This is a genomic window from Castellaniella defragrans 65Phen (assembly GCF_000612685.1).
GTDB lineage: Bacteria > Pseudomonadota > Gammaproteobacteria > Burkholderiales > Burkholderiaceae_B > Castellaniella > Castellaniella defragrans.
Map to the genome: position 1 here is coordinate 3,713,974 of NZ_HG916765.1, position 26,404 is coordinate 3,740,377.

The 26,404-nt window shown below is 69.1% G+C and carries 24 protein-coding genes; 15 read left to right on the forward strand and 9 right to left on the reverse strand.

Going from position 1 to position 26,404, the window contains the following annotated elements:
• The first annotated feature begins 39 nt into the window (after positions 1-39).
• Positions 40-552, forward strand: a complete 513-nt coding sequence (coaD, locus tag BN940_RS16585; protein ID WP_043684832.1) for a pantetheine-phosphate adenylyltransferase — start codon at positions 40-42, stop codon at positions 550-552.
• Positions 553-555: 3 nt separating this feature from the next.
• Here coaD and BN940_RS16590 read toward each other — a convergent pair whose 3' ends face one another.
• Positions 556-945, reverse strand: coding sequence for an MOSC N-terminal beta barrel domain-containing protein (locus BN940_RS16590; RefSeq protein WP_043684835.1), 390 nt, complete (start codon positions 943-945; stop codon positions 556-558).
• Between the two features lie 23 nt (positions 946-968).
• Positions 969-3,560, reverse strand: a complete 2,592-nt coding sequence (locus BN940_RS16595; protein ID WP_084330746.1) for an AsmA family protein — start codon at positions 3,558-3,560, stop codon at positions 969-971.
• A gap of 275 nt (positions 3,561-3,835) precedes the next feature.
• On the opposite strand from BN940_RS16595, the gene BN940_RS16600 reads away from it, so the two are divergent.
• From BN940_RS16600 to BN940_RS16635, 8 genes are all read left to right on the forward strand, one after another.
• Positions 3,836-5,116, forward strand: a complete 1,281-nt coding sequence (locus BN940_RS16600) for a bifunctional O-acetylhomoserine aminocarboxypropyltransferase/cysteine synthase (RefSeq protein WP_043684838.1) — start codon at positions 3,836-3,838, stop codon at positions 5,114-5,116.
• 88 nt (positions 5,117-5,204) lie between these two features.
• Positions 5,205-6,323, forward strand: coding sequence for a Re/Si-specific NAD(P)(+) transhydrogenase subunit alpha (locus tag BN940_RS16605; RefSeq protein ID WP_043684841.1), 1,119 nt, complete (start codon positions 5,205-5,207; stop codon positions 6,321-6,323).
• On the forward strand, positions 6,323-6,631 hold the full coding sequence (locus BN940_RS16610; protein ID WP_043684843.1) for an NAD(P) transhydrogenase subunit alpha part 2: 309 nt from the start codon (positions 6,323-6,325) through the stop codon (positions 6,629-6,631). Before BN940_RS16605 ends, BN940_RS16610 begins: the two co-directional genes overlap by 1 nt.
• Entirely contained in the window at positions 6,628-8,064 is a 1,437-nt protein-coding gene (locus tag BN940_RS16615) for an NAD(P)(+) transhydrogenase (Re/Si-specific) subunit beta (RefSeq protein WP_043684846.1), read from the forward strand. The genes BN940_RS16610 and BN940_RS16615 overlap by 4 nt, the downstream gene beginning before the upstream one ends.
• Positions 8,065-8,186: 122 nt before the next feature.
• Positions 8,187-8,924, forward strand: coding sequence for a flagellar brake protein (locus BN940_RS16620; protein WP_043684850.1), 738 nt, complete (start codon positions 8,187-8,189; stop codon positions 8,922-8,924).
• 97 nt (positions 8,925-9,021) lie between these two features.
• Positions 9,022-10,272 (forward strand): NAD(P)/FAD-dependent oxidoreductase, encoded by a 1,251-nt coding sequence (locus BN940_RS16625; protein ID WP_043684853.1) that lies wholly within the window; start codon positions 9,022-9,024, stop codon positions 10,270-10,272.
• A gap of 9 nt (positions 10,273-10,281) precedes the next feature.
• A complete protein-coding gene (locus BN940_RS16630) occupies positions 10,282-11,223 on the forward strand; it encodes a 4-hydroxyproline epimerase (protein ID WP_043684856.1) in 942 nt (313 codons plus the stop codon).
• 4 nt (positions 11,224-11,227) lie between these two features.
• Positions 11,228-11,884, forward strand: coding sequence for a GntR family transcriptional regulator (locus tag BN940_RS16635; protein ID WP_043684859.1), 657 nt, complete (start codon positions 11,228-11,230; stop codon positions 11,882-11,884).
• Between the two features lie 30 nt (positions 11,885-11,914).
• Here BN940_RS16635 and BN940_RS16640 read toward each other — a convergent pair whose 3' ends face one another.
• The 5 genes from BN940_RS16640 to dctP form a co-directional block, all read right to left on the reverse strand.
• The gene (locus tag BN940_RS16640; protein WP_043684861.1) at positions 11,915-13,396 is read right to left on the reverse strand and encodes an aldehyde dehydrogenase; all 1,482 of its coding nucleotides are present in this window, start codon (positions 13,394-13,396) and stop codon (positions 11,915-11,917) included.
• 10 nt (positions 13,397-13,406) lie between these two features.
• Entirely contained in the window at positions 13,407-14,282 is an 876-nt protein-coding gene (gene dapA / locus BN940_RS16645) for a 4-hydroxy-tetrahydrodipicolinate synthase (protein WP_043684866.1), read from the reverse strand.
• A 71-nt stretch (positions 14,283-14,353) separates the two neighbouring features.
• Positions 14,354-15,673: a TRAP transporter large permease gene (locus tag BN940_RS16650; RefSeq protein ID WP_043684869.1), complete on the reverse strand. Its 1,320-nt coding sequence runs from the start codon at positions 15,671-15,673 to the stop codon at positions 14,354-14,356.
• Positions 15,673-16,188, reverse strand: coding sequence for a TRAP transporter small permease subunit (locus BN940_RS16655; protein ID WP_043684872.1), 516 nt, complete (start codon positions 16,186-16,188; stop codon positions 15,673-15,675). The genes BN940_RS16650 and BN940_RS16655 overlap by 1 nt, the downstream gene beginning before the upstream one ends.
• A 38-nt stretch (positions 16,189-16,226) precedes the next feature.
• Positions 16,227-17,282, reverse strand: a complete 1,056-nt coding sequence (gene dctP, locus BN940_RS16660; protein ID WP_043684875.1) for a TRAP transporter substrate-binding protein DctP — start codon at positions 17,280-17,282, stop codon at positions 16,227-16,229.
• 244 nt (positions 17,283-17,526) lie between these two features.
• On the opposite strand from dctP, the gene BN940_RS16665 reads away from it, so the two are divergent.
• Positions 17,527-17,754: a 4-oxalocrotonate tautomerase gene (locus BN940_RS16665; RefSeq protein ID WP_084330747.1), complete on the forward strand. Its 228-nt coding sequence runs from the start codon at positions 17,527-17,529 to the stop codon at positions 17,752-17,754.
• A 120-nt stretch (positions 17,755-17,874) separates the two neighbouring features.
• Here BN940_RS16665 and BN940_RS19295 read toward each other — a convergent pair whose 3' ends face one another.
• Positions 17,875-18,177, reverse strand: a complete 303-nt coding sequence (locus BN940_RS19295; protein ID WP_242404334.1) for a DUF4168 domain-containing protein — start codon at positions 18,175-18,177, stop codon at positions 17,875-17,877.
• Between the two features lie 361 nt (positions 18,178-18,538).
• On the opposite strand from BN940_RS19295, the gene BN940_RS16675 reads away from it, so the two are divergent.
• From BN940_RS16675 to BN940_RS16695, 5 genes are all read left to right on the forward strand, one after another.
• Complete coding sequence (locus BN940_RS16675; protein ID WP_043684883.1) at positions 18,539-19,429, forward strand: hypothetical protein; 891 nt, start codon at positions 18,539-18,541, stop codon at positions 19,427-19,429.
• Positions 19,430-19,498: 69 nt separating this feature from the next.
• Positions 19,499-20,155 carry a thiopurine S-methyltransferase gene (locus BN940_RS16680; RefSeq protein ID WP_043684886.1) on the forward strand — a complete coding sequence of 219 codons (657 nt, stop codon included), beginning with the start codon at positions 19,499-19,501 and terminating at the stop codon, positions 20,153-20,155.
• A gap of 165 nt (positions 20,156-20,320) precedes the next feature.
• Positions 20,321-22,165, forward strand: coding sequence for a methyl-accepting chemotaxis protein (locus BN940_RS20180; protein ID WP_043684889.1), 1,845 nt, complete (start codon positions 20,321-20,323; stop codon positions 22,163-22,165).
• Between the two features lie 249 nt (positions 22,166-22,414).
• Positions 22,415-24,259 carry a methyl-accepting chemotaxis protein gene (locus tag BN940_RS20185; RefSeq protein WP_043684892.1) on the forward strand — a complete coding sequence of 615 codons (1,845 nt, stop codon included), beginning with the start codon at positions 22,415-22,417 and terminating at the stop codon, positions 24,257-24,259.
• Between the two features lie 71 nt (positions 24,260-24,330).
• Positions 24,331-25,482, forward strand: coding sequence for an ABC transporter substrate-binding protein (locus tag BN940_RS16695; protein WP_043684895.1), 1,152 nt, complete (start codon positions 24,331-24,333; stop codon positions 25,480-25,482).
• 74 nt (positions 25,483-25,556) lie between these two features.
• Here the strand turns inward: BN940_RS16695 and BN940_RS16700 are convergent, their stop codons facing one another.
• A complete protein-coding gene (locus BN940_RS16700) occupies positions 25,557-26,381 on the reverse strand; it encodes a DsbC family protein (RefSeq protein WP_043684898.1) in 825 nt (274 codons plus the stop codon).
• Positions 26,382-26,404 lie beyond the last annotated feature (23 nt).

Sequence of the window (26,404 nt, forward strand, 5' to 3'; positions counted from 1 at the left end):
GATCCGCATACCGATTCCGTCAACCTATACGGAGACCGCATGATCACCGCCGTCTACCCGGGCACTTTCGACCCGCTCACCCGTGGACACGAGGACCTCGTGCGACGGGCGGCCAGCCTGTTCGACCAGGTCGTCGTGGGCGTGGCCCACAGCCAGAACAAACGGCCGTTCTTCACCCTCCAGGAACGCCTGGAGATCGCCGAGGAGGTCCTGGGGCATTACCCCAACGTGCGGGTGCGCAGCTTCGGCGGCCTGCTCAAGGATTTCGTGCGCGAGCAGGACGCCCGCGTCATCGTGCGCGGCCTGCGCGCCGTGTCGGACTTCGAGTACGAATTCCAGATGGCCGGTATGAACCGCCACCTGCTGCCCGAGGTCGAGACCCTGTTCATGACCCCGTCGGACCAGTACCAGTTCATCTCCGGCACCATCGTGCGTGAAATCGCCATCCTGGGCGGGGACGTCAGCAAGTTCGTGTTTCCGTCGGTGGAGCGCTGGCTGCACGCCAAGGCGAAGGTCCTGCGGGAAGCGCAGGACGCGGCCAACGGGAAATGAAGCCTAGCCGGGCCAGCTCACCGGCCCGGCGTCCGGATGCACCTTCACCAGCCGGCAGGGCTGGCCCAGCCACTGGGAAAACCAGGCCGCGGCCAGCTCGCCCTCGTCCACCACCCGGACGGCGCGGCCGCCGATCCGCGCGGTGCGCTCGACGCTGTCGTCGTCCTCGATCACGTCCAGCGGCACGTCCAGGCGCAGCATGCCGGCCGCGCGCAGCACCAGGTAGCCGAAGCGCAGGCTGATTTCCAGGCCCGCCAGGCCCGGTGCGCGGACGGCATCCAGCCAGCCGTCCCGGTCGTCGACCACCAGCCAGCGGCGGTCGTAGGGCCTGGCGGCCTCGTCCGCCAGGGCGGCCCCCCCGGCGATCGGCTGAAAAACGGTCTCGGTCGTCATCGCGTGTGCTTTCCTCGTGTCTCTCATTGTCCCAGCAGGCCCTTGAGGGCCTTGCCGATGCGCTCCACCGGATCGGCGCCGGCGGCCGGCGCGGCGGAATTCCGGGGGGCGGCGCCGGCCGCCTCCGGCTCGGGCGCCGGCAGGGCCTGATCGATCAGGTCCCGGCCCTGGAGCAGGTCCATCAGCCCCGATTTCAGGGCGCGCTGGATGGACGGATTGCGGATGTTGGACCAGTCCACGTCGTACTCGGGACGATCCCAGGCGCCGCGGATGCGGATGGGGATGGTCGAGCCCAGCAGCGGCGTCAGCGCGGCATCCAGGCCCTTGGGCAGCCGCGCCGCCACCTGGGCCTGCAGGACCAGGTCCAGGGTGCGGCCGGGCACGTCGATGCGCGCCGGCTTGCCCTCGGACAGCTTCACCAGGTCGGACACCAGGGACAGCTTCGACAGGGTGCCCTGGCCGTCCTTGAGATCGAGGCGGGCATCCAGGCTGCTGAAGGCGGTGCTGCGGCGGCTGTCGAACGGCGAGGCCACGGCGTCCAGGCGCCCCTTCAGGACGTTGCCCAGCGCCGCCGCCACCTCCGCCAGGGTACGCGCGGCGTCCACGCCCTGCACCGCGCCGTCGCGCACCTGCAGGGCCACCCGGCCCGCCAGCGAGCGCTGCAGTTCGTCCACCGTGGCGCCCTGGGCGCGCAGATCGATCTGCGCCGCGCCGCGCCCCGACAGCAGGCTCATGCCCGCCGCGGCCTGGATCAGGGGCGCCACGGCGATCTTGTCCAGGTTCAGCTTCAGGCCGAAGGTCTGGTCGGCCGCGGCGTTGAACTGGCCCGTGAGCGTGCCTTCGTACAGGCCGGCCGCGAGCCTGGAGACGGCCAGCGCGCCCTTCTGGACGCGCGCCTGCAGGCCCACGCCCGTCAACTGCACGTTGCGCACCCGCAGGTCGCCGATCTTCACGTCGCCTTCGATGTCCAGCCCCCGCAGGAAGGACAGGTCGACGGGCGTGGGCGCAGGCGCGGGCGGCGGCGCGGCGGCGGCCTGCTCCGGCGCCTTGTCCGCCGCCTTGTCCTTCGGGGCCTCCTTGCCGCCGCTGGCCGGCTTGGCCGCGGCGCCGGCGGACGGCGGCACGGGCAGCCAGCGGTTCAGATCGAGCTTTTCCGTATTGAGGGTGAAGCGGGTCTGGGGCTGGGGCGCGGTCAGCCCCGTGGTCTGGGACTTGAAGACGGCCTGCCCGCCGTCGATCACGGCGCTCAGGTCCGCCGACAGCAGGTCCTGCACCAGGTCCAGGTGCACGCTGCCGATCATGGGGAATTCATAGCTGCCGGAGGGCAGCGCCCGGTCGCGCACGCCCATGTCGCCCTTGATGGCGTTCAGGGCGCCCTTGCGCAGGGACATGTTCCAGGCCAGCGGCGAGGTCAGCTTCAGGTGCAGCAGGCGTTCGCCCTGGGTCAGCGCGCCGTCCAGGCTGGCGGCGCGGAACTGCCATTCGTTGGCGTTGCCCGACAGCCCTTCCAGGCCGAGCGAGACGGCCAGCGTGTCGTCGCCGGTCCATTTCAGGGTGCCGGTCACGGGATCGGCCTGGGCGGAATCGGGCGAAATCGCCAGGGCCGGCGCGTCCAGGGCCAGGTCCAGCGCGCGCTTGCGGTCCTGGCCCACGGCGCGCAGGGCGAGCTTGTCGATCTTGAGCGCGGTGTTGCGCTGGTCCAGGCGCAGCTGCGCGGCCGTCAGGCTGGCCTTCAGCCCCTGGATCGGATGGGCGCCGACGATGTTGCCGTTCAGGGCCAGCTCCAGGTTGTCGGCGGAAAAATGGCGGGCCTCGCCGTCGTAGGCCAGGTTGCCCCGCAGCGTGGCCTGCGACTGGTCCAGATTGCCCAGACGTCCGCTCAGCTGCACGTTGATCTTCTGCGCCGAATAGCCGCGCACGGCCGGGTTCAGGCGCAGCAGCGCCTGCGCCTGGAGCTGGGCGTTCTGCACCGGATCGTTGCCCGTGATCGCGGCCTTCAGGGACACGTCGAACGGCTGGTCGTAGGTGACCCGGCCGGTGTTCGCCTCGATCTGGTCGAAGACCGTGGACAGGCCGTCGCGCTGGTCGACGTACTGGACCCGGCCGGACTTCAGCTCCAGGCCGGCGATGTCGATGTTGAAGTCCGATCCGGCGCCGGACACCGCCGCCGCGGCGGCCATGGGCGCGGGCATGGCGGCGGCCGCCGACGCCGTCCGGGCATCCAGCAGGTCGCTGAAATTGAAGCGGCCCTGGGCGTCCCGCACGACATAGGCCTTCAGGCCGGTGACGGCCACGTGGTCCACCACCAGGCGGTTGGACAGCAGCGGCCAGATCGCCACCGCGAAGCGGGCGCTGTCGACGGAGACGAAGGTGTCCGGAGCGTCGCGTTCGGACAGGGACACGTCGCTGACGGACAGGCCGATGCGGGGGAACAGCGACAGGCCGATGTCGCCGCCGATGGTCAGCGTGCGCGCGGTGCGCTCGAACACGAAGGATTCCAGCCTGGACTTGTAGGCGTTCGGATTGAAGGTCAGCAGGAAGATCGCCAGCCCGACCACCGCCAGCAGCAGCGCCACGACCAGGCTGAACAGCACCCGCTTCAACCAGACATTCATATCGCAACCCGCATTCTGACCCGCCTCATCGATCCTCGCCGCCCGCACATGCCGCACGGCAAACGAAATGCTAACCCATGCCCGCGCGCGGCACGGCCGTTTGCGGCGCCCGGGCGCATTCTATTGCACCACATTGCATTTCGTAGAAGAATGCACAGGACTTTATATGACACGACGCTATATGAAAATAGGGCCATAGACCTTATGCTGCAACGGCATTCGCCGGTACGATGGTCGATCGCCCCATAAACACGCAGTTCAGAGGAGACTTCCCCATGACCCGCCGTTTCGAGACCCTGGCCATCCACGCCGGCTACTCCCCGGACCCCACGACCAAGGCCGTCGCCGTGCCGATCTACCAGACCACCTCGTACGCGTTCGACGACACCCAGCACGGCGCGGACCTGTTCGACCTGAAGGTGGCGGGCAACATCTACACCCGCATCATGAACCCCACCACCGCCGTCCTGGAAGAGCGCGTCGCCGCCCTGGAAGGCGGGGTGGCCGCGCTGGCCGTGGCCTCGGGCATGACGGCCATCACCTACGCCATCCAGACCCTGGCGCAGGCGGGCGACAACATCGTCTCCACCAGCAAGCTCTACGGCGGCACCTACAACCTGTTCGCCCACACCTTCCCGCGCCAGGGCCTGGAAGTCCGCTTCGCACCCCACGACGACGTCGCCGCCCTGGAGGCCCTGATCGACGAGCGCACCCGCGCGGTGTTCTGCGAATCCGTCGGCAACCCGGCGGGCAACATCATCGACATCCAGGCGCTGGCCGAGGCCGCGCACCGCCACGGCGTGCCGCTGATCGTGGACAACACGGTCGCCTCGCCCGCCCTGTGCCGCCCCATCGAATGGGGCGCCGACATCGTCGTGCACGCCCTGACCAAGTACATGGGGGGACACGGCACCAGCATCGCCGGGGCCGTCGTGGACAGCGGCAGATTTCCCTGGGCCGAGCACCGCGACCGCTTCCCCATGCTGAACGAGCCGGACCCGTCCTACCACGGCGTGGTCTACACGGAAGCCTTCGGGCCGGCCGCCTTCATCGGCCGCTGCCGCGTCGTGCCGCTGCGCAACACCGGCGGCGCGATCTCGCCCTTCAATTCCTTCCTGGTGCTGCAGGGCATCGAGACCCTGGCCCTGCGCATGGAACGCCACTGCGCCAACGCCCTGGCCGTGGCGCGCTTCCTGCGGGACCACCCCCAGGTCGCCTGGGTGAACTACGCCGGCCTGCCGGACCATCCCGAGCACGCGCTGGCGCAAAAATACATGGGCGGGCTGCCCGCCAGCATCCTGTCCTTCGGCATCCAGGGGGGCCGCGCCGCCGGCGCCCGCTTCATCGATGCCCTGCAACTGATCCTGCGGCTGGTCAACATCGGCGACGCGAAATCCCTGGCCTGCCATCCGGCCTCGACCACGCACCGCCAGCTCAGCCCCGAAGAACTCGCCCGAGCCGGAGTCGGCGAAGACATGATCCGCCTGTCCATCGGCATCGAGCACATCGACGACATCCTCGACGATCTGCGCCAGGCGCTGGACGCCAGCCGCTGATCCCGGCCCCGCGTTCCGCCTGAAACCCTCAAGACATCAAGGAAAACCCCATGCAGCAAGACTGCCACATCCCCGCCGGGAGGCCGCCATGCAGGTAGGCATCCCCCGTGAAACCCTGCCCGGCGAGACCCGGGTCGCCGCCACGCCCGAAACCGTCAAGAAGCTGGCCCAGGCCGGCCATCGGGTGCTGGTCGAGCGCGGCGCCGGCACGGCCGCCCGCCATCCCGACGCCGACTACGAAAAAGCGGGCGCCGAACTGGCCGACGCCGGCGCCGCCCTGGGCGCCGAGCTGGTCCTGAAGGTGCGCCGCCCCGACGCGGCCGAACTGGCGCGCATGAAATCCGGCGCCGTGCTGCTCGGCATGCTCGATCCCTTCGACCGGGACGGCCTGCAGGCCCTGGCGGGCGCGGGCCTGACGGCCTTCGCCCTGGAGGCCGCGCCGCGCACCACCCGCGCGCAAAGCCTGGACGTGCTCTCGTCCCAGGCCAACCTGGCCGGCTACAAGGCCGTGCTGCTGGCCACCCAGTACTACGGCCGCATCTTCCCCATGATGATGACCGCCGCCGGCACCCTGAAGGCGGCCCGCGTGGTCGTGCTGGGCGCGGGCGTGGCCGGCCTGCAGGCCATCGCCACCGCGCGCCGCCTGGGCGCCGTGGTGGAAGCCTCGGACGTGCGCCCCGCCGCGCGCGAGCAGGTCGAGTCGCTGGGCGGCAAGTTCATCGACGTGCCCTACGAGACCGACGAGGAACGCGAGATCGCCGAAGGCGTCGGCGGCTACGCCCGGCCCATGCCGGCCGCGTGGATGGCGCGCCAGGCCGCCCTGGTGGCCGAGCGCTGCAAGCAGGCCGACATCGTCATCACCACGGCCCTGATCCCCGGGCGCCCGGCGCCGACCCTGATCCAGCCGGACACGGTCGCCGCCATGAAGCCGGGCTCGGTCATCGTCGACCTGGCCGTGGAGCGCGGCGGCAACTGCCCGCTGTCGGTGCCGGGCGAGGTCGTCGAGCGCGACGGCGTCACCCTGGTCGGGCTGGCCAACCTGCCCGCCCTGCTGGCGACCGACGCCTCCGCGCTGTACGCGCGCAACGTGCTCGATTTCCTGAAACTCGTCATCGACGCCGAGGGCCGCTTCGTCCTCCCCGCGGACGACGACATCGTCAAAGCCTGCCTGGTCTGCAAGGACGGCCAGGTCCTGAGGAGCGCCTGATGGAAGCCGTCAACCCCACCCTGATCAACATCATCATCTTCGTGCTCGCCGTCTACGTGGGCTTTCACGTGGTCTGGAACGTGACCCCGGCCCTGCACACCCCGCTGATGGCCGTCACCAACGCCATCTCGGCCATCGTCATCGTCGGCGCCATGCTGGCGACCGGCCTGACCGACGGCGGCCTGGCCCAGTCGATGGGCGTGTTCGCCGTGGCCCTGGCCGCGGTCAACGTCTTCGGCGGCTTCCTGGTCACCCAGCGCATGCTGGAGATGTTCAAGAAGAAGGAACGCAAGGGAGGCCAGGCATGATCTCGGCCAACCTCGTCACCCTGCTCTACCTCGTCGCCTCGGTCTGCTTCATCCAGGCGCTCAAGGGCCTGTCCCACCCCACCACCTCGCGGCGGGGCAACGCCTTCGGCATGATCGGCATGGCGATCGCCATCGTGACCACGGCGGCGCTCATCGTCGGCCTGGCGCGCGACGGCGCCACCGCCGCCGGCCTGGGACGCGTGGTCCTCGGCCTGCTGGTCGGCGGCGCCATCGGCACCGTGCTGGCGCGCAAGGTCCAGATGACCAAGATGCCGGAGCTGATCGCCTTCATGCACAGCATGATCGGCCTGGCGGCCGTGGCCATCGCCACGGCGGTCGTGGCCGAGCCGCACGCCTTCGGCATCGCGGCCGTCGGCGCGCCGATCCCGGTCGGCAACCGGCTGGAACTGTTCATCGGCACTTTCGTCGGCGCCATCACCTTCTCCGGTTCGGTGATCGCCTTCGGCAAGCTGTCGGGCAAGTACAAGTTCCGCCTGTTCCAGGGCGCGCCGGTGGTCTTCCCCGGCCAGCACATGCTGAACCTGCTGCTGGCGGTCCTGATGCTCGCCTGCGGCTTCTGGTTCATGGCGACGCAAGCCTGGCTGCCCTTCATCCTCATGACGGCCATCGCCTTCCTGCTGGGCGTGCTGATCATCATCCCGATCGGCGGGGCCGACATGCCGGTGGTGATCTCCATGCTGAACAGCTACTCGGGCTGGGCGGCGGCGGGCATCGGCTTCTCGCTGAACAACCCGATGCTGATCATCGCCGGCTCGCTGGTGGGCTCCTCCGGCGCGATCCTGTCCTACATCATGTGCAAGGCGATGAACCGGTCGTTCTTCAACGTGATCCTGGGCGGCTTCGGCGCCGAGCCGTCCGCCGCGGGCACCGCGGACCAGGTCCAGCGCAGCGTCAAGTCCGGCAGCCCGGACGACGCCGCCTTCCTCATGAGCAACGCCGAGACCGTCACCATCGTGCCGGGCTACGGCCTGGCCGTGGCGCGCGCCCAGCACGCGCTCAAGGAACTGGCCGCCAAGCTCTCGGCCCAGGGCGTGACGGTGAAATACGCCATCCACCCGGTGGCCGGGCGCATGCCGGGGCACATGAACGTGCTGCTGGCCGAGGCCGAGGTCCCCTACGACCAGGTGTTCGAGATGGACGACATCAACGGCGAATTCGGCCAGACCGACGTGGTGCTGGTGCTGGGCGCCAACGACGTGGTCAACCCGGCGGCCAAGACCGACCCGAATTCGCCCATCGCGGGGATGCCGATCCTGGAGGCCTACAAGGCGCGCACCGTGATCGTCAACAAGCGCTCGATGGCGGCGGGCTACGCCGGCCTGGACAACGAGCTGTTCTACATGGACAAGACCATGATGGTGTTCGGCGACGCCAAGAAGGTCCTGGAGGACATGGTCAAGGCCCTCGAATAGGGGTCCTCGTCCTCCCGGGAAGGCCCGCGCATGCGGGCTTTCCCGCATTCCCGGAACGCCGTCTTCCGGGACCCTATCGTTTAGAATTCATCCTTGTCGCACTCTAGGCGCAGCCCACGACCATGCCCTTCCAGGAAGACGATCCCTGTCTGGTATCGCAATCACTCGAAATCAATTCCATCCTGCAGGGCCTGCTCAGCCAGCGCGTGCTGGTGCGTCTGGACATTCCCGGCAAGGCGGTCTCGATCATCTCCACGCTGCTCGACGTCGATCCGAAGAGCGGCACGCTGCTGCTGGACACCGCCTCCGAGGAGCAGATCAACACCCAGCTGCTGCGCGCCGAGGCCGTGCGCCTGCAAGGTTCGCTGGCGCGCGTGATGATCGAATTCTCGGGGCCGGTCAGCCCCGCCATGCACGACGGCAAGCCCGCCCTCTCGATGGCCTGGCCCACCCAGCTGCGGCGGGTCCAGCGGCGCGAGTTCTTCCGGGTGGACGTGCCGGCCAGCAGTCCCGCCCACTGCCTCATCGAGGACGCCTCGCTGCCCTCGGGCAAGGCCCGCTTCCGCATCGCCGACATCAGCGCCGGCGGCCTGCAGCTGGTGGACCGGGACAATCTCCTCACCCAGACGCCCGTGGGCACGATCTTCGACGAATGCACGCTGGAACTGCCCGCCGCCGGCGAACTGGACGTCGCCCTGCGCGTGCTGCGGTCCACCCACCTGATGCAGGACAACGGCAAGCCGCAGCACCAGGTCGCCTGCCGCTACTTCAACCTGCCGGACAACCGCCAGGTCGCCATCCAGCAGTACATCGTCTCCCTGGAACGCGCCGTCCTCGCCCGCCGCTGGGGCATGGAATGAACACCCGGCCCGTGTAAATATATTGGTTGAATATTTACCGCGTCTGTGAAATCATCCCCGGTATCGGACCCATGCGGGGTCCTGACCGGCAACCATCATGAACGCTTCCTCCTGTGACGTCGCCATCGTGGGCGGCGGCATCATCGGCCTGAGCTGCGCCCTGTACCTGCGCGAAGCCGGGCACGACGTCGTCGTGGTCGAACGCAACGACCCGGCCAGCGGCGCCAGCCGGGGCAACGCGGGCGCCCTGGCCTTCGCCGAAATCCTGCCGCTGGCCTCGCCGCGCATCATCCGCAAGGCGGTGCGCTGGCTGTTCGACCCGCTGGGGCCGCTCAGCCTGCCGCCCGCCTACCTGCCGCGCATCGCGCCCTGGCTGCTGCGCCTGTGGCGCGCCAGCTGGCCGTCGCATTACCGGGCCAACATCCAGGCCCAGGTCGCCCTGATCGGCCTGGCCGAACGGGAAATGCTGGCCATGCTGGCCCGCACGGGGCTGGAGCGCCACCTGGGCACCGAAGGCGTGCTGGAAGTCTACGAGGGCGCCGAGCGCTTCGCCGCCGCCCGGGAAACCGCCCGCCAGCGGCGGGCCCACGGCATCGAAAGCCACCCCGTCCAGGGCGCCGAACTGGCCGAACTGCAGCCCGGCCTGGCGCCGCGCTTCACCCACGGCATGCTGGTGCCCCGCTGGCGCAACGTGGACGACCCCCAGGCGCTGGCCGTGGACATCGGCCTGCGGGCGCAGGCGCTCGGCGCCCGGCTGCTGCGCCGCGAGGTGCGCGCCGTCGAGCCCGCCGCCGCGGGCGCGCGCCTGCTGCTGGACGACGGCACCGCCCTGCAAGCGCGCCGGGTGGTGATCGCCGCCGGCGCCTGGTCGCACCAATTGAGCCGTCCGCTGGGCGATCCCATCCCCCTGGAGACCGAGCGCGGCTACAACACGACCCTGCCGCCGGACGCGCTCGACCTGCGCCGCCAGATCACGTTTTCCGACCACGGCTTCGTGGTCTCGCCCCTCGCCTGCGGCATCCGCGTGGGCGGCGCCGTCGAGCTGGGCGGCCTGGAACGCCCGCCCGACTATCGCCGCGCCCAGGCCATGCTGGACAAGGCCAAGGCCTTCCTGCCGGCGCTGCGCACCGAGGGCGGCGAGCAGTGGATGGGCTTCCGGCCCAGCCTGCCCGACTCGCTGCCGGTGATCGGCCGCGCGCGGCGCCATCCGGACATCTTCTACGCCTTCGGCCACGGCCACCTGGGCTTGACGCAGTCGGCGGCCACCGCCCGCCTGATCCGCGACCTGATCGGCGGCCAGCCCACGGCCATCGATCCCGCCCCCTACCGGCCGGAACGCTTCTTCTGAGGACACATCATGCATCGCATCGCCATCCTGGATTCCCACACCGGCGGAGAGCCCACCCGGCTGGTGCTCGACGGCTTTCCCGACCTGGGCGGCGGCTCCATGGCCGAACGCCGCCGGCTGCTGGCCGAGCGGCACGACGCCTGGCGCAAGACCGTGATCCTGGAGCCGCGCGGCAGCGACGTGCTGGTCGGCGCCCTGCTGTGCGCGCCCGTGGATCCCGCCGCCACGGCCGGCGTGATCTTCTTCAACAACACCGGCTACCTGGGCATGTGCGGCCACGGCACCATCGGCCTGCTGGCCTCGCTCGCCTGGCTGGACCGCATCGAGCCGGGCGAGCACCGCATCGAGACCCCGGTGGGCACCGTCACCGCCACGCTGCACGAGGACGGCTCGGTCGGCGTGCGCAACGTCCCCGCCTACCGCCACCGCAAGGCGGTCGCCGTGGACGTCCCCGGCCACGGCACCGTGCGCGGCGACATCGCCTGGGGCGGCAACTGGTTCTTCCTGGTGGACGCCCCCGACCGCGTGGTGCCCGGCGCGGACCGGGCCGCGCTGACGGAATACGCCTGGGCCATCTGCCAGGCCCTGGACGCCCAGGGCATCCGCGGGCGCGGCGACGCGCGCATCGACCACATCGAGCTCTTCGGCGCCGACGAGGACGCCGACAGCCGCAACTTCGTGCTGTGTCCCGGCAAGGCCTACGACCGCTCGCCCTGCGGCACCGGCACCAGCGCCAAGCTCGCCTGCCTGGCCGCCGACGGCAAGCTCGCGCCGGGGCAGGTCTGGCGCCAGTCCAGTATCATTGGCAGTCAGTTCGAGGCCAGCTACGAGCCGGGCGAGGACGGCGAGGTCGTCCCGACTCTGCGCGGGCGCGCCCACATCAGCGGCGAAACCACCCTGATCCTGCAGGACGACGACCCCTTCCGCTGGGGCATCGAACCGCAGTCCTGATTCCATGACATCCGCATCCCCCACCGTCAAGATCCGCGCCACCGAGGCGGCCTACGACCGCATCGAGCAGATGATCGCCACGCTGCAGCTGGAACCCAACCAGCCCATCGTGGAAAGCGACCTGATCCAGATGACCGGCCTGGGCCGCACGCCCATCCGCGAAGCCCTGATGCGGCTGATCGCCAGCGGCCTGATCGAGCAGCAGCCGCGGCGCGGGCTGCGCGTGAGCGAGATCCGCATCGCGGAGCACCTGATCCTGATCGAGACGCGGCGGGTGCTGGAACGCCTGATCGCCGGATCGGCGGCGCGCCGCGCCACGGCGGGGCAGCGCGCCGCGCTGCTGCAATGCGCGCACGACATGACGGAGGCCGCGCGCCGCGGCGACCTGGAAGGCTACATGCGGGCCGACCAGGCGCTGGACCGCGTGACCCACGAGGCCAGCCGCAATCCCTACGCGGTGCAGGCCATCATCCCGATGATCATCCAGTGCCGGCGCTTCTGGTACGCCTACCAGCACGAAGGCGACCTGGAACGCGGCGCCCGCTGCCACCTGATGCTGGCCGAGGGCATCCACGCCAACGACCCGGACCGCGCCATCGCCGGCGCGGACGCGCTGATGGACTATCTGACGGAATTCACCCACACCGTCATCGAAGGATGAAAAAGGCGCCTTACGGCGCCTTTTTCATCCTCAGTTCACATACCAGATCGTCTTGACCTGCTGGTACTGGTCCAGGGCCTCCAGGCCGTTGTCGCGGCCGCCGAAGCCGGACTGCTTGTAGCCGCCGAACGGGGTGGTGATGTCGCCTTCCGAGAAGCCGTTGACCGACACCGTGCCCGCCTGGATGGCGCGCGCCACGCGCTGGGCGCGGCCCACGTCGCGGGTGTACAGGGACGCGGCCAGGCCGTAGTTGCTGTCGTTGGCCAGTTCGATGGCCTCGGCCTCGGTCTCGAAGGTGGACACGGCCAGGATGGGGCCGAAGACCTCTTCGCGGAACAGGCGCGATTCGCGCGTGACGCCGTCGAAGATGGTCGGTTCGACGTACCAGCCGCTGCCCAGCTCCGCATGGATGCGGCCGCCGTGCGCCAGGCGCGCGCCCTCGGCCGCCGCGCCTTCCAGGAAACCGCGCACCTTGTCGAAGTGCGCGCGCTCGACCATGGGGCCGATCTGCACGGACTCGTCCGTGGGCAGGCCGACCTTCCAGTCCGACAGGCGGGCGCGCAGGCGGTCCAGTACGGCGTCCTTGACGCCCGCCTGGACGATCAGGCGCGAGCCGCAGCTGCAGTTCTCGCCCATGTTCCAGAAGGCGGCGGCCAGCACGTGGTCCACCAGTCCGTCCAGGTCCGCGTCCTCGAAGATCACCTGCGGGCTCTTGCCGCCGCATTCCAGGACGATCTCCTTCAGGTTGCTCTCGGCCGAGTATTTCAGGAAATAGCGGCCGACCTCGGTGGAGCCGGTGAAGGACACCACGTCCACGTCCATGTGGCGGCCGAGCGCCTGGCCGACTTCCTCGCCCAGGCCGGTCACCAGCTGCAGCGCGGCGGCCGGGACGCCGGCCTCGTGGGCCAGCTGGGTCATGCGGTAGGCGCTCAGGGAAGTGAGCTCGGCCGGCTTGACGATGACCGAATTGCCGGCCGCCAGCGCGGGCGCGACCTTCCAGGCGTACATCTGGGCGGGGAAGTTCCAGGGCAGCACGGCCCCCACCACGCCGATGGGCTCCTTGACGATCAGGCCCGTGGCGGCCGGCCCGGTCGGGGCGATGCGGCCGAAGCACTTGTCGATGGCTTCGGCGTACCAGCGGAAGGTGTCCAGCGTGGCCGGCAGGTCCGTGTTCAGGCATTCGGTGATCGGCTTGCCGGCGTCGATGCAGTCCAGCGCCGCCAGTTCCTCGGCGTGGGCCTCCATCAGCTCGGCCCAGGCCAGCAGCACGCGCTTGCGTTCCGCGGGGGCGCGCTGCGACCATTCGCCGGACTTGAAGCTGGCGCGCGCCACGCGCACCGCCAGGTCCACGTCGGCGGCGGTGCCCGATTCCAGGGCGCCGATCACGCTGTTGTCGATCGGCGTGGTGTTGTCCATCCGGACGCCCGGCACGTCGTGGCCGGGGATCAGGTGTCCGGCCCACAGGCTGCCCGCGCGGGCCTGGGCGAAAATCTGTTCCTTGGTTTGCGGCATGGCGGTCTCCTCAGCCCTGGTAGGCGTCCAGCAGCGCCAGGAAGGCGCGTTCGTCCTGTTCCGGCAGCGGCGCCAGCGGCAGGCGCACCGGGCCGGCCTCGATGCCGTGGCGGCGGCAGCCGAGCTTGGCCTTCTGGTTGTAGTCGCCGGATTCCATGGACTGGATCACGGGATACATGGCGCTCATCAGGCGGCGCACCTCATCCCAGCGGCCTTCGCCCGCGGCCTTGACCATCGCGGCCTGCTCGGCCGGGAAGACGTTGGCGCCGCCGCTGATCCAGCTGCGCACGCCCCAGAACAGGAAGTCGGCCGCCATGTCGTCGGAGCCGCTGATGATCTGGAAATCCGGGATGCCGGCCTGGATCAGGGCCAGGGCGCGGTTGAAGCTGCCGCTGCTTTCCTTGATGCCGACGATGTTGGGGATGCGCGCGAGTTCGATCACCGTGTCCACGGCGATCTGCACGCCCACCCGCGCCGGGAAGTCGTACATGATGATGGGCAGCTGCGTGGCCTGCGCGACCGTGCGGAAGTGCTGCGCGATGCCGGCCTGCTCGGGCAGGCTGTAGGGCGGCGTGGACAGCATCAGGCCGTCGTAGCCCAGCGCCTCGGCCTGGTGCGCGTTGCGGATGGCCTGGGTCGTGGACAGGGCGTTGATGCCGGCGATCGCCGTCACGCGGCCGCGCGCGGCCTCGGCCACCGTGCTCAGCACGAGCTCGCGTTCCTCGTCCTCCAGCGCATAGTATTCGCCCGTGGTGCCGCAGGCCACGATGCCGGCGACGCCGGCCTCGATGAAGCGCTCCACCAGCCGGCGCAGCGCGTCGGCGTCGACGCGGCCGTCCGCCGCGAAGGGGGTGACGATGGGAACCAGGACTCCTTCGGTGTTCATGTGCTTTTCCTAAAACAAAAAGGCTGCCCGCGGACCGGGCGGGAACGGGGCGCGAGGCCCCGCGGTCGGATTCAGAACCCCACGACGCGCTGCGGCAGCCAGGTGGCCAGGGCCGGGAACAGCACCACCAGCGCCAGGGTGGCGATCTGGACCAGGATGAAGGGCACCACGCCCTTGCAGACCTGGCCGTATTTCATGTCCGGCGGCGCGATCGACAGCAGGTAGAAGATCGAGGACGCCATGGGCGGGGTCAGATAGCTGGTCTGGATGACGATGATCACCAGCGTGCCGAACCAGATCGGATCCACCCCGGCCGCCGTCAGCACGGGCAGGAACAGCGGCACGCAGATCAGCACGTTGGCGGTCCAGTCCAGCACGAAGCCCAGCAGGAACACGATGAACAGGAACAGCACCAGGGTGCCCGGCAGGCCCAGGCCCATGTCGGAGATCAGCCCCTGGATCAGGCGCGAGCCGCCATTGGCCGCGAAAATCCCCGTGAACATGATACCGCCGGCCACGATCAGCAGGATCATGGCGGAGATCCGCACCGTGATCGCCAGCGATTCCCGCATCACGCCCAGGCTGAACCTGCCATAGCAGATGCACAGGATCAGCGCGCCGATCGCGCCGACCGCCGCGGCCTCGGTGGGCGAGGCGATGCCGGCCATCAGCGAGCCCAGCACGGCCACGATCAGCAGCATGGTCGGCAGCAGGCCGCTGAACGTGATCTTCAGTTTTTCCATCACCGGCAGGCGCATGTCCGGGTCGTCGGCCCGGGGGCCTTTTTTCGGGTCCAGGATGCAGACGGCGATGATGTACAGGATGAACAGCCCCACCATCACCAGCCCCGGGAACAGCATGGCGGCGAACAGCTCGCCCACGGAGATCTGCGCCAGCGAGGCGTACACCACGGCCACCACCGAGGGCGGGATCATGGTGCCCAGCGAGCCGCCCGCGCAGATGGTGCCGGCGATCAGCGAGTTGTCGTAGCGGAAGCGCTGCATGGCCGGAATGGCCATCAGGCCCACCATGACCTCGACCGCGCCCACCACGCCGGCGGCGGCGGCGAACGTGGCCCCCATGGCGATGGTCGCCACGGCCAGGCCTCCGGGCAGCCGCCCCAGCCACAGCTGCATGGTGCGGAACAGCCGCGCGGCGATGCCGGAGCGCTCCAGGATCGCGCCCATGAGCACGAACATGGGGATGGCCGACAGGATGTAGTTGGTGGCGGCCGAATACAGGCCGCCGTAGAGCTGGTTGAACACCTGGTCGCCGAAGGCGAACCAGCCCGCGATCACGGCGGGGATGATGAGGGAAAAGGAAACCGGGATGCCCAGGAAGATGAGCAGGAACATCCCCGGAAACATCAGGGCGGCGATGGTCGGATTCATCAGTGGTCCTTCCGGGCGGCGGAATCCAGGCCGCGGAAGGCCTGCAGGCCCCCCACCGCCAATTGCAGGGTCAGGGCGATCAGCCCGAGCGCGATGCACAGATAGAACGGCCACATCAGCGGCGCCCAGGGGCTGACCGTCTCCACCTCGTGCAGCACCCAGGCCCGCCAGGTGTGCGATACGGCGATCCAGGACAGCATCCCGAAGAACGGCGCCAGGATCAGCAGGTAGGCGATGCCCTGGACTCCGCGGTTGAAGCGGACGGGCAGGCGGTTGCGCAGCACGTCGATGCGGATGTGGGCGTCTTCCCGCAGGACGTAGGCCACGCCCAGCAGGAAGACGGCGCCATTGGCCATGTAGGCGATGTCGAAGGCCCAGGCCGTGGGCGCGTCGAACACGTAGCGGGCGGCCACCTCGTAGACCATGGCCACGGTCAGGACGGCCGCCGCCACGCTGGCCAGCTGGGAGGCGCACCAGGACACGCCGTTCGCAAATCGGGTCAGGACATCGAGCATCTCGGCCTCGCTGGGTGCAGTCGCGGATCGGCCGCGGATCAATCGCGGATCAGGTAGCCGCTCTCGGCCTTCCAGCGCTTGTGATAGGCCTCGTATTCGGCCAGCACCTCGGCCATGTCCGGCTTGCCGGCGGCCTTCTGCGCCTCGGCCGTCTTGTGCATCCAGTCGTAGCCCGCGTCGGACAGCTGCTTCACGAACTCGGGACTGAGCGTGATGATCTCGTTGCGGCCGCTGCGGTACTTTTCCATGGCCTTCATGTCCGCGTCATAGAAATAGTCCAGGCTCTGCTCGGTGGTCAGGTGGGCGGCGGCCTCGATCAGCGGCTTCAGTTCCGCGGGCACCTTGTCCCAGGTGTCCTGCTTCACGACCACTTCCCACATGAAGGTCGGCTGGTGCACGCCCGGCACGACAATGTACTTGGCGGCCTGGTGGAAGCCTTCCGGCATGTTGGCCGACGGCGGCGCCCATTCCACGGCGTCCACGCCCTTGCGCTGCAGCAGCGTGTAGGTCTCACCCGGCGGCACCACGGTCGGCACGGCGCCGAAATAGTCGCGCATCACTTCCGCCCAGGGGCCGGAGGTGCGGTATTTCAGGCCCTTGAGGTCTTCCGCGCCGCGGATGGGCTTGTTGGCATGCGCCAGGATCTCGGAAGATCCGATGCCGACGATCATGGTCTTCAGGCCCTGGCCGGCGCGCAGCTTTTCCAGCCTTTCCTTGCCGCCGCCCTGGTACAGCCAGGCCTTGTAGGCGTCCGGCCCCATGCCGCCGGGGAAGCCCGAGAAAATGGCGTTCTGCGGGTCCTGGTTGACCAGGTAGCTGGAGGTGGAATGGCCCGCCTCGACCACGCCGTCGCGCACCGCGTCGAACACCTTCAGGGCCGGCACGATGACCCCGGCGCCGAAGGGCTGGATCTCGACCCGGCCCGCCGTCAGGGTCTTGACGTTGGCGGCGAAGCGCTCCAGGAAATTCTGGTAGAAGGGCGAACCCTCGGGCACCGAGGTCGGTACGCGCCAGGTCACGTCGGCCGCCGAGGCGGCGCCCATCGCGCACATCGTGAAGGCCGCCACGGCCAGGCTGCGAAACATTTTCTTCATGGTCTCCCCCTTGGATATGGAATACGCGACGGCCCTCCAGGCATGCGCGTTGGCACCAGTCTAATATCCAATAAATATATTTACAACATATCAAGGGTAAATACCGATGCCGCCGGCGGGGGAAAGCGGTCGTCCGGGGGAGGAGGAAGGAGAGGAAGCGGCCGGGTGCGGGCCGTGGCCGTGGCCGTGGCCGTGGCCGTGGCCGTGGCTGGGGAGGCGGGAGGCGGGAGGCGGGAGGCGGATTATGCTAGCCTCCCTCTCCTCACTTCACCGGAGCCACGCCATGCCGACCATGCACATCGAATTGTTCGAGGGCCGCACCCCCGAAAAGAAACGCGAACTCGTCCGTGCCCTGACCGAACGCACCTGCGAAGTCCTGGGCTGCGCGCCGGAATCGGTGGACATCATCCTGACGGAGATCAGCAAGGACCGTTGGGCCACCGGCGGCGTGTTCTGGTCCGAAAAAAACTGATTCCGCCCGGGCGGAACGCTCGCGCGATCCTGGAGCCGGCGGACGGCATCCCCGCCGACCCCGCGCCTCCGGCCGCCGGGCGGATCGGCTCCGGGGCCGGACGGACCCGGCGCATCGCCGTCACTGGCCGACCATGCGCTCGACCTTCTGGCGCAGTTCGGGATTCTCGCGCACGGCGCGGCTGATGCCGTTGTATTCGGCGACGCTCATGCCACCCGCTTCGACCTGGTCCACCATCTTCTGGTCGGCCTCGACGCGGACCGCCTGCTTGGCCGGCTCGTCCTGGGCGGCCTCGAGCTTGGGCTGATATTCCGCCGCCACGGCGCTGACCTTGCGCACGGCGGCCGCATAACGCTGCAGCTGCTCGTCGGTCGGCTGGTCCACGGCCTCGTAGGCCGTCTGCGCGCCCGCCGTCCGGGGCACCGCCAAAGGACCCGCCAAGCCCAACGCGATAACGGACGCGGCTAGAAAGCCTTTCATCAGCTGGCTCATCCTGTACTCCTGCATGACGTGATCGACCGCTTCATGATCGCGGCGGAGGCGGGGCATTTCAAGTTTCCCGATGTATGGGCCTGTGTCGTCATGACACAGGGATTTCCCGTCCCCTCCCGCCGCCGGCCCCCGCCCGCCGGTATGTATCGCAAAACCCATATTCGCACTATCAGGATCCCGGCATGCCCATGAGGCCAACACTTCGTTACGTTAGCGGGGCGCCGCATCAGGCGCGCGGCATCGCGGAACATCCGCCGCCATCCCTCTCGAAAACAATAGCACTGGAGACACTATGCAAAAACAGCCGCTGCGCCTGCTGGCCGCCACCTGCCTCGGACTGAGCGTATCCGCGGGCACCGCCCACGCCGCCAACTGGAGCGACAACTTCGTCGGCTACCGCTACAGCCCGTCGTACACGGAACCCACGAATCCGGAAACCATCACGAAGAACATCCTGTCCTTCACCCACGCCAGCGGCTACGACTACGGACAGAACTTCCTGAACATCGACATCCTGCAATCCAGCAGCAACGACCCGACGAACGGCGGCTCGCGCAACGAAAGCAGCACGGGAGGCGCGACCGAGGCCTACCTGACCTACCGGCACCAGTTGCTCCTGGACAAGGTCTTCGATCGGGACCTGGCCTTCGGTCCCGTCAAGGACGTCGCCTTGACGGCGGGCTTCGACCTGAGCACGAAAAGCACGGCGTTCGCTCCCCGCAAGCGCCTGCTGGTGCTCGGCCCGACGCTCAAATTCGACGTGCCCAAAGGCTTTGTCGACCTGAGCCTTCTCTGGGGCAAGGAATGGAACCATTGCGGCCTGGGCGCCCCGGCCTGCCCCGAGGCCAACGTCGCATTCGATCCGCAATGGATCGTGAGCCTGGCCTGGGGTCTGCCGTTCCAGGCCGGACGGGTCCCCCTGAAATTCCAGGGCTTTGCGAATTACAACAGCAAGAAGGGCCGCGACTACGCCGATGTGGCAACCGAGCCGGAAATCCTGGTGCGGGCTTCGCTCATGGCCGACGTCGGACAGATGATGTTCGACAAGAAGAACACGCTATGGGTCGGGGTCGGCTATGAATACTGGCACAACAAGTTCGGCAACCGCTACTTCGGCAACGGCGCGAAGAAGGACGGCATCCTGACGACCGCGCCCACGCTGCAGGTCGAATACCACTTCTGACCGCCACCCAGGGAACCATCCAGGAACCGCTACACTGGGGACTTGCGGTTTCCGGATGGAACATGAGACATGGATACGGATTTCTGGCTGCAACGCTGGGAGCACGGGCAGACCGGCTTCCATCAATCGCGCGTCATGCCGCTGCTGCAGAAGCACTGGCCCGGGCTCGGCCTGCCGGCCGGCAGCCGGGTGCTGGTGCCCCTGGCGGGCAAGTCCCTGGATGTCGCCTGGCTGGCGGAACAAGGCCACGCCGTGCTCGCCGTGGAACTGTCGCCGATCGCCGTCGGGCAGTTCTTCGAGGAACACGCGCTGCGGCCCGACATCCGCACCACGCCGCGGGGCACGCTGTACCGCGCCGGATCGATCGAGTTCCTGTGCGGCGACATCTTCGGCCTGGATGCGGCCACCCTGGCCGGCTGCGCGGCCTGCTACGACCGTGCCGCCCTGATCGCCCTGCCGCCGGCATTGCGCACGCGCTACGTGCGCCACGTCTACGACCAGCTGCCCGCCGGCTGCCGCACGCTGCTGCTGACCCTGGACTACCCGCAGGCGGAAATGGACGGCCCGCCGTTTTCCGTGCCGGAATCCGAGGTCCGCGCGCTCTACGGCGAGCGCTGGCGCATCGAACGGCTGGAGCACCGCGACATCCTCGACCAGGAGCCGCACTTCGCCGCCCGCGGCATATCGCGCCTGGGCACCGACGCCTACCGCCTGACGGCCACCTGAAGCCTGGAGCGATTCCCATGCGATTCCCGCATGAACAAAGGGGTTAAGCGGCGATAAACGAAATACTGGGGCGGCTATTGCCCGCTGCTGTATCGATCATGAGCCCAGGGTTTTCCCTAACATTGAGGGTATCCTTCCCCACACGGCGTACGCCGCCGAACCCTCATGAAAAACCTCAAGATCAGCACGCGGCTCGCCGCGGCTTTCGGCTTCATCCTGTTCCTGGCGCTGATCCTGGCGCTGATCGGCATCTGGAACGCATTCAACGCCCAATCGATCGCCGCTGAAGTCGGCCAGCGCCAGCAGGCCAGCCAGCTGATGGACCAATGGACCCGGGACGTGGACGTCCGGGCCAACCAGGTCATGGCCTACGCCCTGGCCTCGGATCCGAAGATGATCGGGTACTTCAAGCAGGGCATCGACGGCGCGACGGCGCGGATCGCGGACTACACGCGGCAGGCGGACGCCCTGTTCACCGTGCCTGAATCGCGCCGCCTCTTCCAGCACATCATGGACCAGCGCGCCAGCTACCTGAACACCCTGGACACCATCTACAAGGCGCTGGACGCCCGCCAGGCCACGGCCGCCCTCGACGTCGTCCGTGAACGGCTGCCGGAGATCAACCGGACCTATCTCGCCAGCATCGAGGCCCTGCGCAGCTACCAGCAGGAGCAGGTGGACCACGCCCAGCGGCGGGCGGCGGACCAGGCCGTGCTGAGCGAACGCATCCTCGCGCTGGCCACGATCCTGGCCCTGATCCTCGGCCCCCTGTTCGCCTGGCGCGTCATGCGCGCCATCACCGGGCCGCTGCGCCGCGCGGTCGCGGCCGCCGAGGCCATCGCGCAGCGCGACCTCAGCCATGAAATCCACGTGGATTCGGCCAACGAAATCGGCCAGCTGCTGAGCGCGCTGGCCACCATGACGCGCAACCTGCGCGGCGCCATGACCGAGGTGCGCACCGGCTCGGACGCCATCGCCTCGGCCTCAAGCCAGATCAGCGCCGGCAACCTGGACCTGTCCTCGCGCACCGAGCAGCAGGCCAGTTCCCTGGCCGAGACCGCCGCCACGATGGAGGAAATCACCGCCACCGTACGCCAGAACGCCGACAACGCCCAGCAGGCCAACACCCTGGCCGCCTCGGCCGCCAAGACCGCCACCGACGGCGGGGCCATCGTCGCCGAGCTGGTCTCCACCATGAGCGAGATCAACACCAAGTCCCAGCAGGTCGCCGACATCATCGGCGTGATCGACTCCATCGCCTTCCAGACCAACATCCTGGCGCTCAACGCCGCGGTCGAGGCCGCGCGCGCCGGCGAACAGGGCCGCGGCTTCGCCGTGGTGGCCTCCGAGGTGCGCGCGCTGGCCCAGCGCTCGGCCGGCGCGGCCAAGGAGATCAAGGGCCTGATCGACACCTCGGTGGAATCGACCGCCAAGGGCAACGAGCAGGCCTCGCGCGCCGGGGCCACGATGCAGGACATCGTCGACAGCATCAACCGCGTCACCGACATCATGGGCGAGATCAGCGCGGCCAGCCGCGAGCAGACCACCGGCATCGAGGAGATCAATGCCGCCGTCACGCAGATGGACGACGTCACGCGCCAGAACGCCAGCCTGGTGGAAGAATCGGCCGCCGCGGCTTCCAGCCTGCAGGAGCAGGCCGACACCCTGGCGCACCTGGTCGCCACCTTCACGCTGAGCCAGAGCGATGCGGCCGGCGCCCAGGGCGGCGCCCATGCGCGCGCCCGGACCGGTGCGCAGGCCGGTGCCCAGGCGGGCGCGCGCGCGGCCCAGGCGGAGGCCGCCGCCGCGGGCGCCGGCGCCGCACGCGCGGCCCAGCCGGCGCGCCTCCCCTCGGCGCCGGAAAAGGTCGTCAGTCCCGCGCCGCACCGGCCCCGCCACGACGCCCCGGCCGATGCGCCCGCGCCGCGCGCGGCCGCGAAGCCGGCCCTGCGCGCGCCCGGCAAGCCCGCTCCGGCCTCGGCCGCCACCGAGGAATGGACCGAGTTCTAGCACGAGCCTCAAACCTGGGCAGGGGCCGACCGCCCCGGGCCTGCGCACCGCGGGCCGCAGGCCGGCCATTTTCTTGACCCGCAGCATCTTTCCGCCCGTTTCCGACCGAACTGTGGCAGCACCGGGCGGCTGTTAGCCGATTTGAAAACGGAACAGCTTCGTACAATCGGACACAAACAATCGTTCGATCCGCAGCGGAAGGCTGCCAACGCGGGTTCAGGAGACATCCAGCCATGACGCGAGTACATCATGCGTAATATGAAGATCGGCACCCGACTGGCCCTGGGCTTCGGGCTCATCATCATCCTGTTGCTCATCATGTCGGCCATCGGCGCCTGGCGCATGATCGACAGCCAGCGGGCCAACGACAATCTCGAAGAACGGCAGACCGCGAACGCCCTGATCCTGCAATGGGCCCGCCAGGTGGAAGTCAACGCCAACCAGGCCCTGGCCGCCGCCAACCTGACCAATCCGGACGTGCTGGCGGTCTTCAAGAAGGGCATGGATACTTCGGACCAGAATGCGACCGACATCCGGGCGAAGATCGAGACCATGATCTCCACCCCCGAGGCCAAGACGCTGTACGACAACGCGATGAGGGTCCGCGAGGCCTACATCCAGGGCCGCACCCAGGCCTTCAAGGATCTGGACAACGGCGACTACGCCAAGGCCGATACCTTCTTCAACCAGGAAATGCCCAAGATCACGGCGCAGTACATCGCCGAGATCGACAAGCTGTCCCAGTTCCAGAGCAACGTCGTCGCCCGCCTGTTCGGCGAAAGCGAGCAGGACACCCGGCTGGGCCTGACCGTGCTGGCCGTGGCCACGCTGCTGGCCCTGATCCTCGGGCCGCTGTTCGCCTGGCGGGTGACGCGGTCCGTCACCCATCCGCTGCGGCATGCCGTGAAGCTGGCGGAAGCCGTGGCGCACCGCGATCTCAGCGCCGACGTCGTCGCCCGCGGCAGCGACGAGATCGGCCAGCTGCTGAGCGCGCTGGCCACCATGACGCGCAACCTGCGCAGCGCCATGACCGAGGTGCGCACCGGCTCGGACGCCATCGCCTCGGCCTCAAGCCAGATCAGCGCCGGCAACCTGGACCTGTCCTCGCGCACCGAGCAGCAGGCCAGTTCCCTGGCCGAGACCGCCGCCACGATGGAAGAAATCACCGCCACCGTGCGCCAGAACGCCGACAACGCCCAGCAGGCCAACACCCTGGCCGCCTCGGCCGCCAAGACCGCCACCGACGGCGGGGCCATCGTCGCCGAGCTGGTCTCCACCATGAGCGAGATCAACACCAAGTCCCAGCAGGTCGCCGACATCATCGGCGTGATCGACTCCATCGCCTTCCAGACCAACATCCTGGCGCTCAACGCCGCGGTCGAGGCCGCGCGCGCCGGCGAACAGGGCCGCGGCTTCGCCGTGGTGGCCTCCGAGGTGCGCGCGCTCGCCCAGCGCTCAGCCGGCGCGGCCAAGGAGATCAAGGGCCTGATCGACACCTCGGTGGAATCGACCGCCAAGGGCAACGAGCAGGCCTCGCGCGCGGGCGCCACGATGCAGGACATCGTCGACAGCATCAACCGCGTCACCGACATCATGGGCGAGATCAGCGCGGCCAGCCGCGAGCAGACCACCGGCATCGAGGAGATCAATGCCGCCGTCACGCAGATGGACGACGTCACGCGCCAGAACGCCAGCCTGGTGGAGGAATCCGCCGCCGCGGCTTCCAGCCTGCAGGAGCAGGCCGACACCCTGGCGCGCCTGGTCGCCACCTTCACGCTGAGCCAGAGCGATGCGGCCGGCGCCCAGGGCGGCGCCCATGCGCGCGCCCGGACCGGTGCGCAGGCCGGTGCCCAGGCGGGCGCGCGCGCGGCCCAGGCGGAGGCCGCCGCCGCGGGCGCCGGCGCCGCACGCGCGGCCCAGCCGGCGCGCATTCCCTCGGCGCCGGAAAAGGTCGTCAGTCCCGCGCCGCACCGGCCCCGCCACGACGCCCCGGCCGATGCGCCCGCGCCGCGCGCGGCCGCGAAGCCGGCCCTGCGCGCGCCCGGCAAGCCCGCTCCGGCCTCGGCCGACACCGAGGAGTGGACCGAGTTCTGAGTATTACAATCACGCATGATTCGTGCACGGCCCGCAATCGCGGGCCGTGCTTCATTCAGGAGACATCCGCCGTGAACATCCGCATCCCCGGTGCCGCCCTGGCTGCCGCCCTGGCCCTGGCCTTTCCGCTCCACGCCCATGCCCAGGTGAAAGTCGGCGTGGTGGTGTCCGCCACCGGCCCGACCGCCCTGGTCGGCATCCCCCAGAAGAACACGGTGCCGCTGCTGCCGACCCAGGCGGGCGGGCAGAACATCGAATACATCACGCTGGACGACGCCAGCGATCCGACGCAGACCGTCACGGCCTTCAAGAAGCTGATCACCGAGGCCCGCGTGGACGCCCTGATCGGCCCCACCGGATCGCCCAATTCCATGAGCGTGCTGCAGTTCGCCGCCGAATCCGGCACGCCGATGCTGGCGCCGGTGGGCGCGGCCTCGGTGGTGCTGCCCATGACCGAGCAGAAGAAGTGGGCCTTCAAGACCACCCAGAACACCGAGATCATCGCCCAGGCGCTGGTGCAGGACATGGTCGCACGCGGCATCAAGACCGTGGGCTTCATCGGCTTCGCCGACGCCTACGGCGACGACTGGTACCAGGTCTTCAGCCGCATGGCCAAGGACAAGGGCCTGAATCTGACCGTGGTCGAACGCTACCAGCGCACCGACAGCTCCGTCACCGGGCAGGCCCTGAAGCTGCTGGCGGCCAAGCCCGACGCCATCCTGGTCGCCGGCACGGGCGGCGCCGCCGCCCTGCCGCAGGCCACGCTGGCGCAGCAAGGCTACAAGGGCCGCTTCTACCAGACCCACGGCGCCGCCCTGCCCGCCTTCCTGAAGTTCGCCGGCAAGTCGGCCGAAGGCACCATCCTGGCCGCCAGCCTGATGCTCGTGCTGCCCGAGATCCCCGACAGCAATCCGTCCAAGCCCATCGCCCAGGACTACATCCAGCGCTACGAGGCGAAATACGGCGAGAAGCCCGCCACCTTCGGGGCCAACGTCTACGACGCCGGCCTGCTGCTGCAGCACGCCATCCCCGTCGCCCTGAAGTCCGCCAGGCCGGGCACGCCGGAATTCCGCCGCGCCCTGCGCGACGCCCTGGAGCAGACGCACGAACTGGTGGCCACCCAGGGCGTCTACACCATGAGCCCCGAGGACCACAGCGGCTTCGACCAGCGCGGCCGCGAACTCATCACCGTCAAGGACGGCGCCTGGACGCTGCTGAAGTAACCGCCGTCGGGCGCGCCGCCAGCGCCCTGCGCATGATGCACCCCCGCCTTTCATTCACAGTGCGGGGGGCGCTTTCAGGACTGAGCGTCCAGCTTCTTCTTCAGCGCTTCCAGCGGCAGCGCGCCGTTGACCCGGCTGCCGTCGGCGAAGAACAGGGCCGGCGTGCCCTGCACGTTCAGCTTGCGCCCCAGGGCCAGGTTGGCCTGGATCGGCGTGTCGCATTCGGCCTTGGCGGGGTTCGTACCGTCCAGCATCCAGGCCTTCCAGGCCTTGGCCGGATCGGCCGCGCACCAGATGTCGCGCGAGCGGGTGGTGGAGTCCGGCGACAGGATCGGGAACAGGAAGGTGTAGACCGTGACGTCGTCCACGTCTTCCAGCGTCCGGTGCAGCTGCTTGCAGTAGCCGCAGTTGGGATCCTCGAACACGGCGACCTGGCGCGCGCCGGTGCCCTTGACCTGCTTGATCGCGTGGTCCAGCGGCAGGCTGTCGAAGGCCACCTGCTGCAGGGCTTCGAGCCGCTCGGCCGTCAGGTCGCGGCGCGCATGGGCATCGATCATCGAGCCCTGCAGCACGTAGTCCACCTGGGCGTCGGTGTACAGCAGGTCCAGGCCCACCTGGACCTCGAAGATCCCGTTCATGGGCGTCACCCGCACGGCATCCACGTGGATGCCGGGAAAGCGCTGCTCGAAGGCGCGGCTGACGGCCTGGGCGGGCGCGGTGGACAGGACCTTGTCCGCCGCGCCGCCGCGCGCGGCCGGTTCGGCCGGCGTGACCGGCGTGGCCGGCGCGGCCTGATCGGAGGGCGGCCGGGTGCTCAGGACCTGGTCGCCGGAGGGCTGCGCCAGGGCGGACAGGCTGCCGCACAGCAGCAGCGCGGCCAGGCTCAGGGAGTATTTCATGGAATAGGACCTCAATGGAAAAA

What these genes read in the sequence shown, in the direction of transcription:
- BN940_RS16680 (WP_043684886.1), top strand. Translation starts at nt 19,499, where the DNA reads ATGGATACGGATTTCTGGCTGCAACGCTGGGAGCACGGGCAGACCGGC.
- BN940_RS16640 (WP_043684861.1), bottom strand. Translation starts at nt 13,396, where the DNA reads ATGCCGCAAACCAAGGAACAGATTTTCGCCCAGGCCCGCGCGGGCAGC.
- BN940_RS16610 (WP_043684843.1), top strand. Translation starts at nt 6,323, where the DNA reads ATGGAAGCCGTCAACCCCACCCTGATCAACATCATCATCTTCGTGCTC.
- BN940_RS16665 (WP_084330747.1), top strand. Translation starts at nt 17,527, where the DNA reads ATGCTAGCCTCCCTCTCCTCACTTCACCGGAGCCACGCCATGCCGACC.
- BN940_RS16625 (WP_043684853.1), top strand. Translation starts at nt 9,022, where the DNA reads ATGAACGCTTCCTCCTGTGACGTCGCCATCGTGGGCGGCGGCATCATC.
- BN940_RS16605 (WP_043684841.1), top strand. Translation starts at nt 5,205, where the DNA reads ATGCAGGTAGGCATCCCCCGTGAAACCCTGCCCGGCGAGACCCGGGTC.
- dapA (WP_043684866.1), bottom strand. Translation starts at nt 14,282, where the DNA reads ATGAACACCGAAGGAGTCCTGGTTCCCATCGTCACCCCCTTCGCGGCG.
- BN940_RS16650 (WP_043684869.1), bottom strand. Translation starts at nt 15,673, where the DNA reads ATGAATCCGACCATCGCCGCCCTGATGTTTCCGGGGATGTTCCTGCTC.
- BN940_RS20180 (WP_043684889.1), top strand. Translation starts at nt 20,321, where the DNA reads ATGAAAAACCTCAAGATCAGCACGCGGCTCGCCGCGGCTTTCGGCTTC.
- BN940_RS16675 (WP_043684883.1), top strand. Translation starts at nt 18,539, where the DNA reads ATGCAAAAACAGCCGCTGCGCCTGCTGGCCGCCACCTGCCTCGGACTG.
- BN940_RS16590 (WP_043684835.1), bottom strand. Translation starts at nt 945, where the DNA reads ATGACGACCGAGACCGTTTTTCAGCCGATCGCCGGGGGGGCCGCCCTG.
- coaD (WP_043684832.1), top strand. Translation starts at nt 40, where the DNA reads ATGATCACCGCCGTCTACCCGGGCACTTTCGACCCGCTCACCCGTGGA.
- BN940_RS16635 (WP_043684859.1), top strand. Translation starts at nt 11,228, where the DNA reads ATGACATCCGCATCCCCCACCGTCAAGATCCGCGCCACCGAGGCGGCC.
- BN940_RS16595 (WP_084330746.1), bottom strand. Translation starts at nt 3,560, where the DNA reads ATGAATGTCTGGTTGAAGCGGGTGCTGTTCAGCCTGGTCGTGGCGCTG.
- BN940_RS16700 (WP_043684898.1), bottom strand. Translation starts at nt 26,381, where the DNA reads ATGAAATACTCCCTGAGCCTGGCCGCGCTGCTGCTGTGCGGCAGCCTG.
- BN940_RS16655 (WP_043684872.1), bottom strand. Translation starts at nt 16,188, where the DNA reads ATGCTCGATGTCCTGACCCGATTTGCGAACGGCGTGTCCTGGTGCGCC.
- BN940_RS16630 (WP_043684856.1), top strand. Translation starts at nt 10,282, where the DNA reads ATGCATCGCATCGCCATCCTGGATTCCCACACCGGCGGAGAGCCCACC.
- dctP (WP_043684875.1), bottom strand. Translation starts at nt 17,282, where the DNA reads ATGAAGAAAATGTTTCGCAGCCTGGCCGTGGCGGCCTTCACGATGTGC.
- BN940_RS16620 (WP_043684850.1), top strand. Translation starts at nt 8,187, where the DNA reads ATGCCCTTCCAGGAAGACGATCCCTGTCTGGTATCGCAATCACTCGAA.
- BN940_RS16600 (WP_043684838.1), top strand. Translation starts at nt 3,836, where the DNA reads ATGACCCGCCGTTTCGAGACCCTGGCCATCCACGCCGGCTACTCCCCG.
- BN940_RS16615 (WP_043684846.1), top strand. Translation starts at nt 6,628, where the DNA reads ATGATCTCGGCCAACCTCGTCACCCTGCTCTACCTCGTCGCCTCGGTC.
- BN940_RS20185 (WP_043684892.1), top strand. Translation starts at nt 22,415, where the DNA reads ATGCGTAATATGAAGATCGGCACCCGACTGGCCCTGGGCTTCGGGCTC.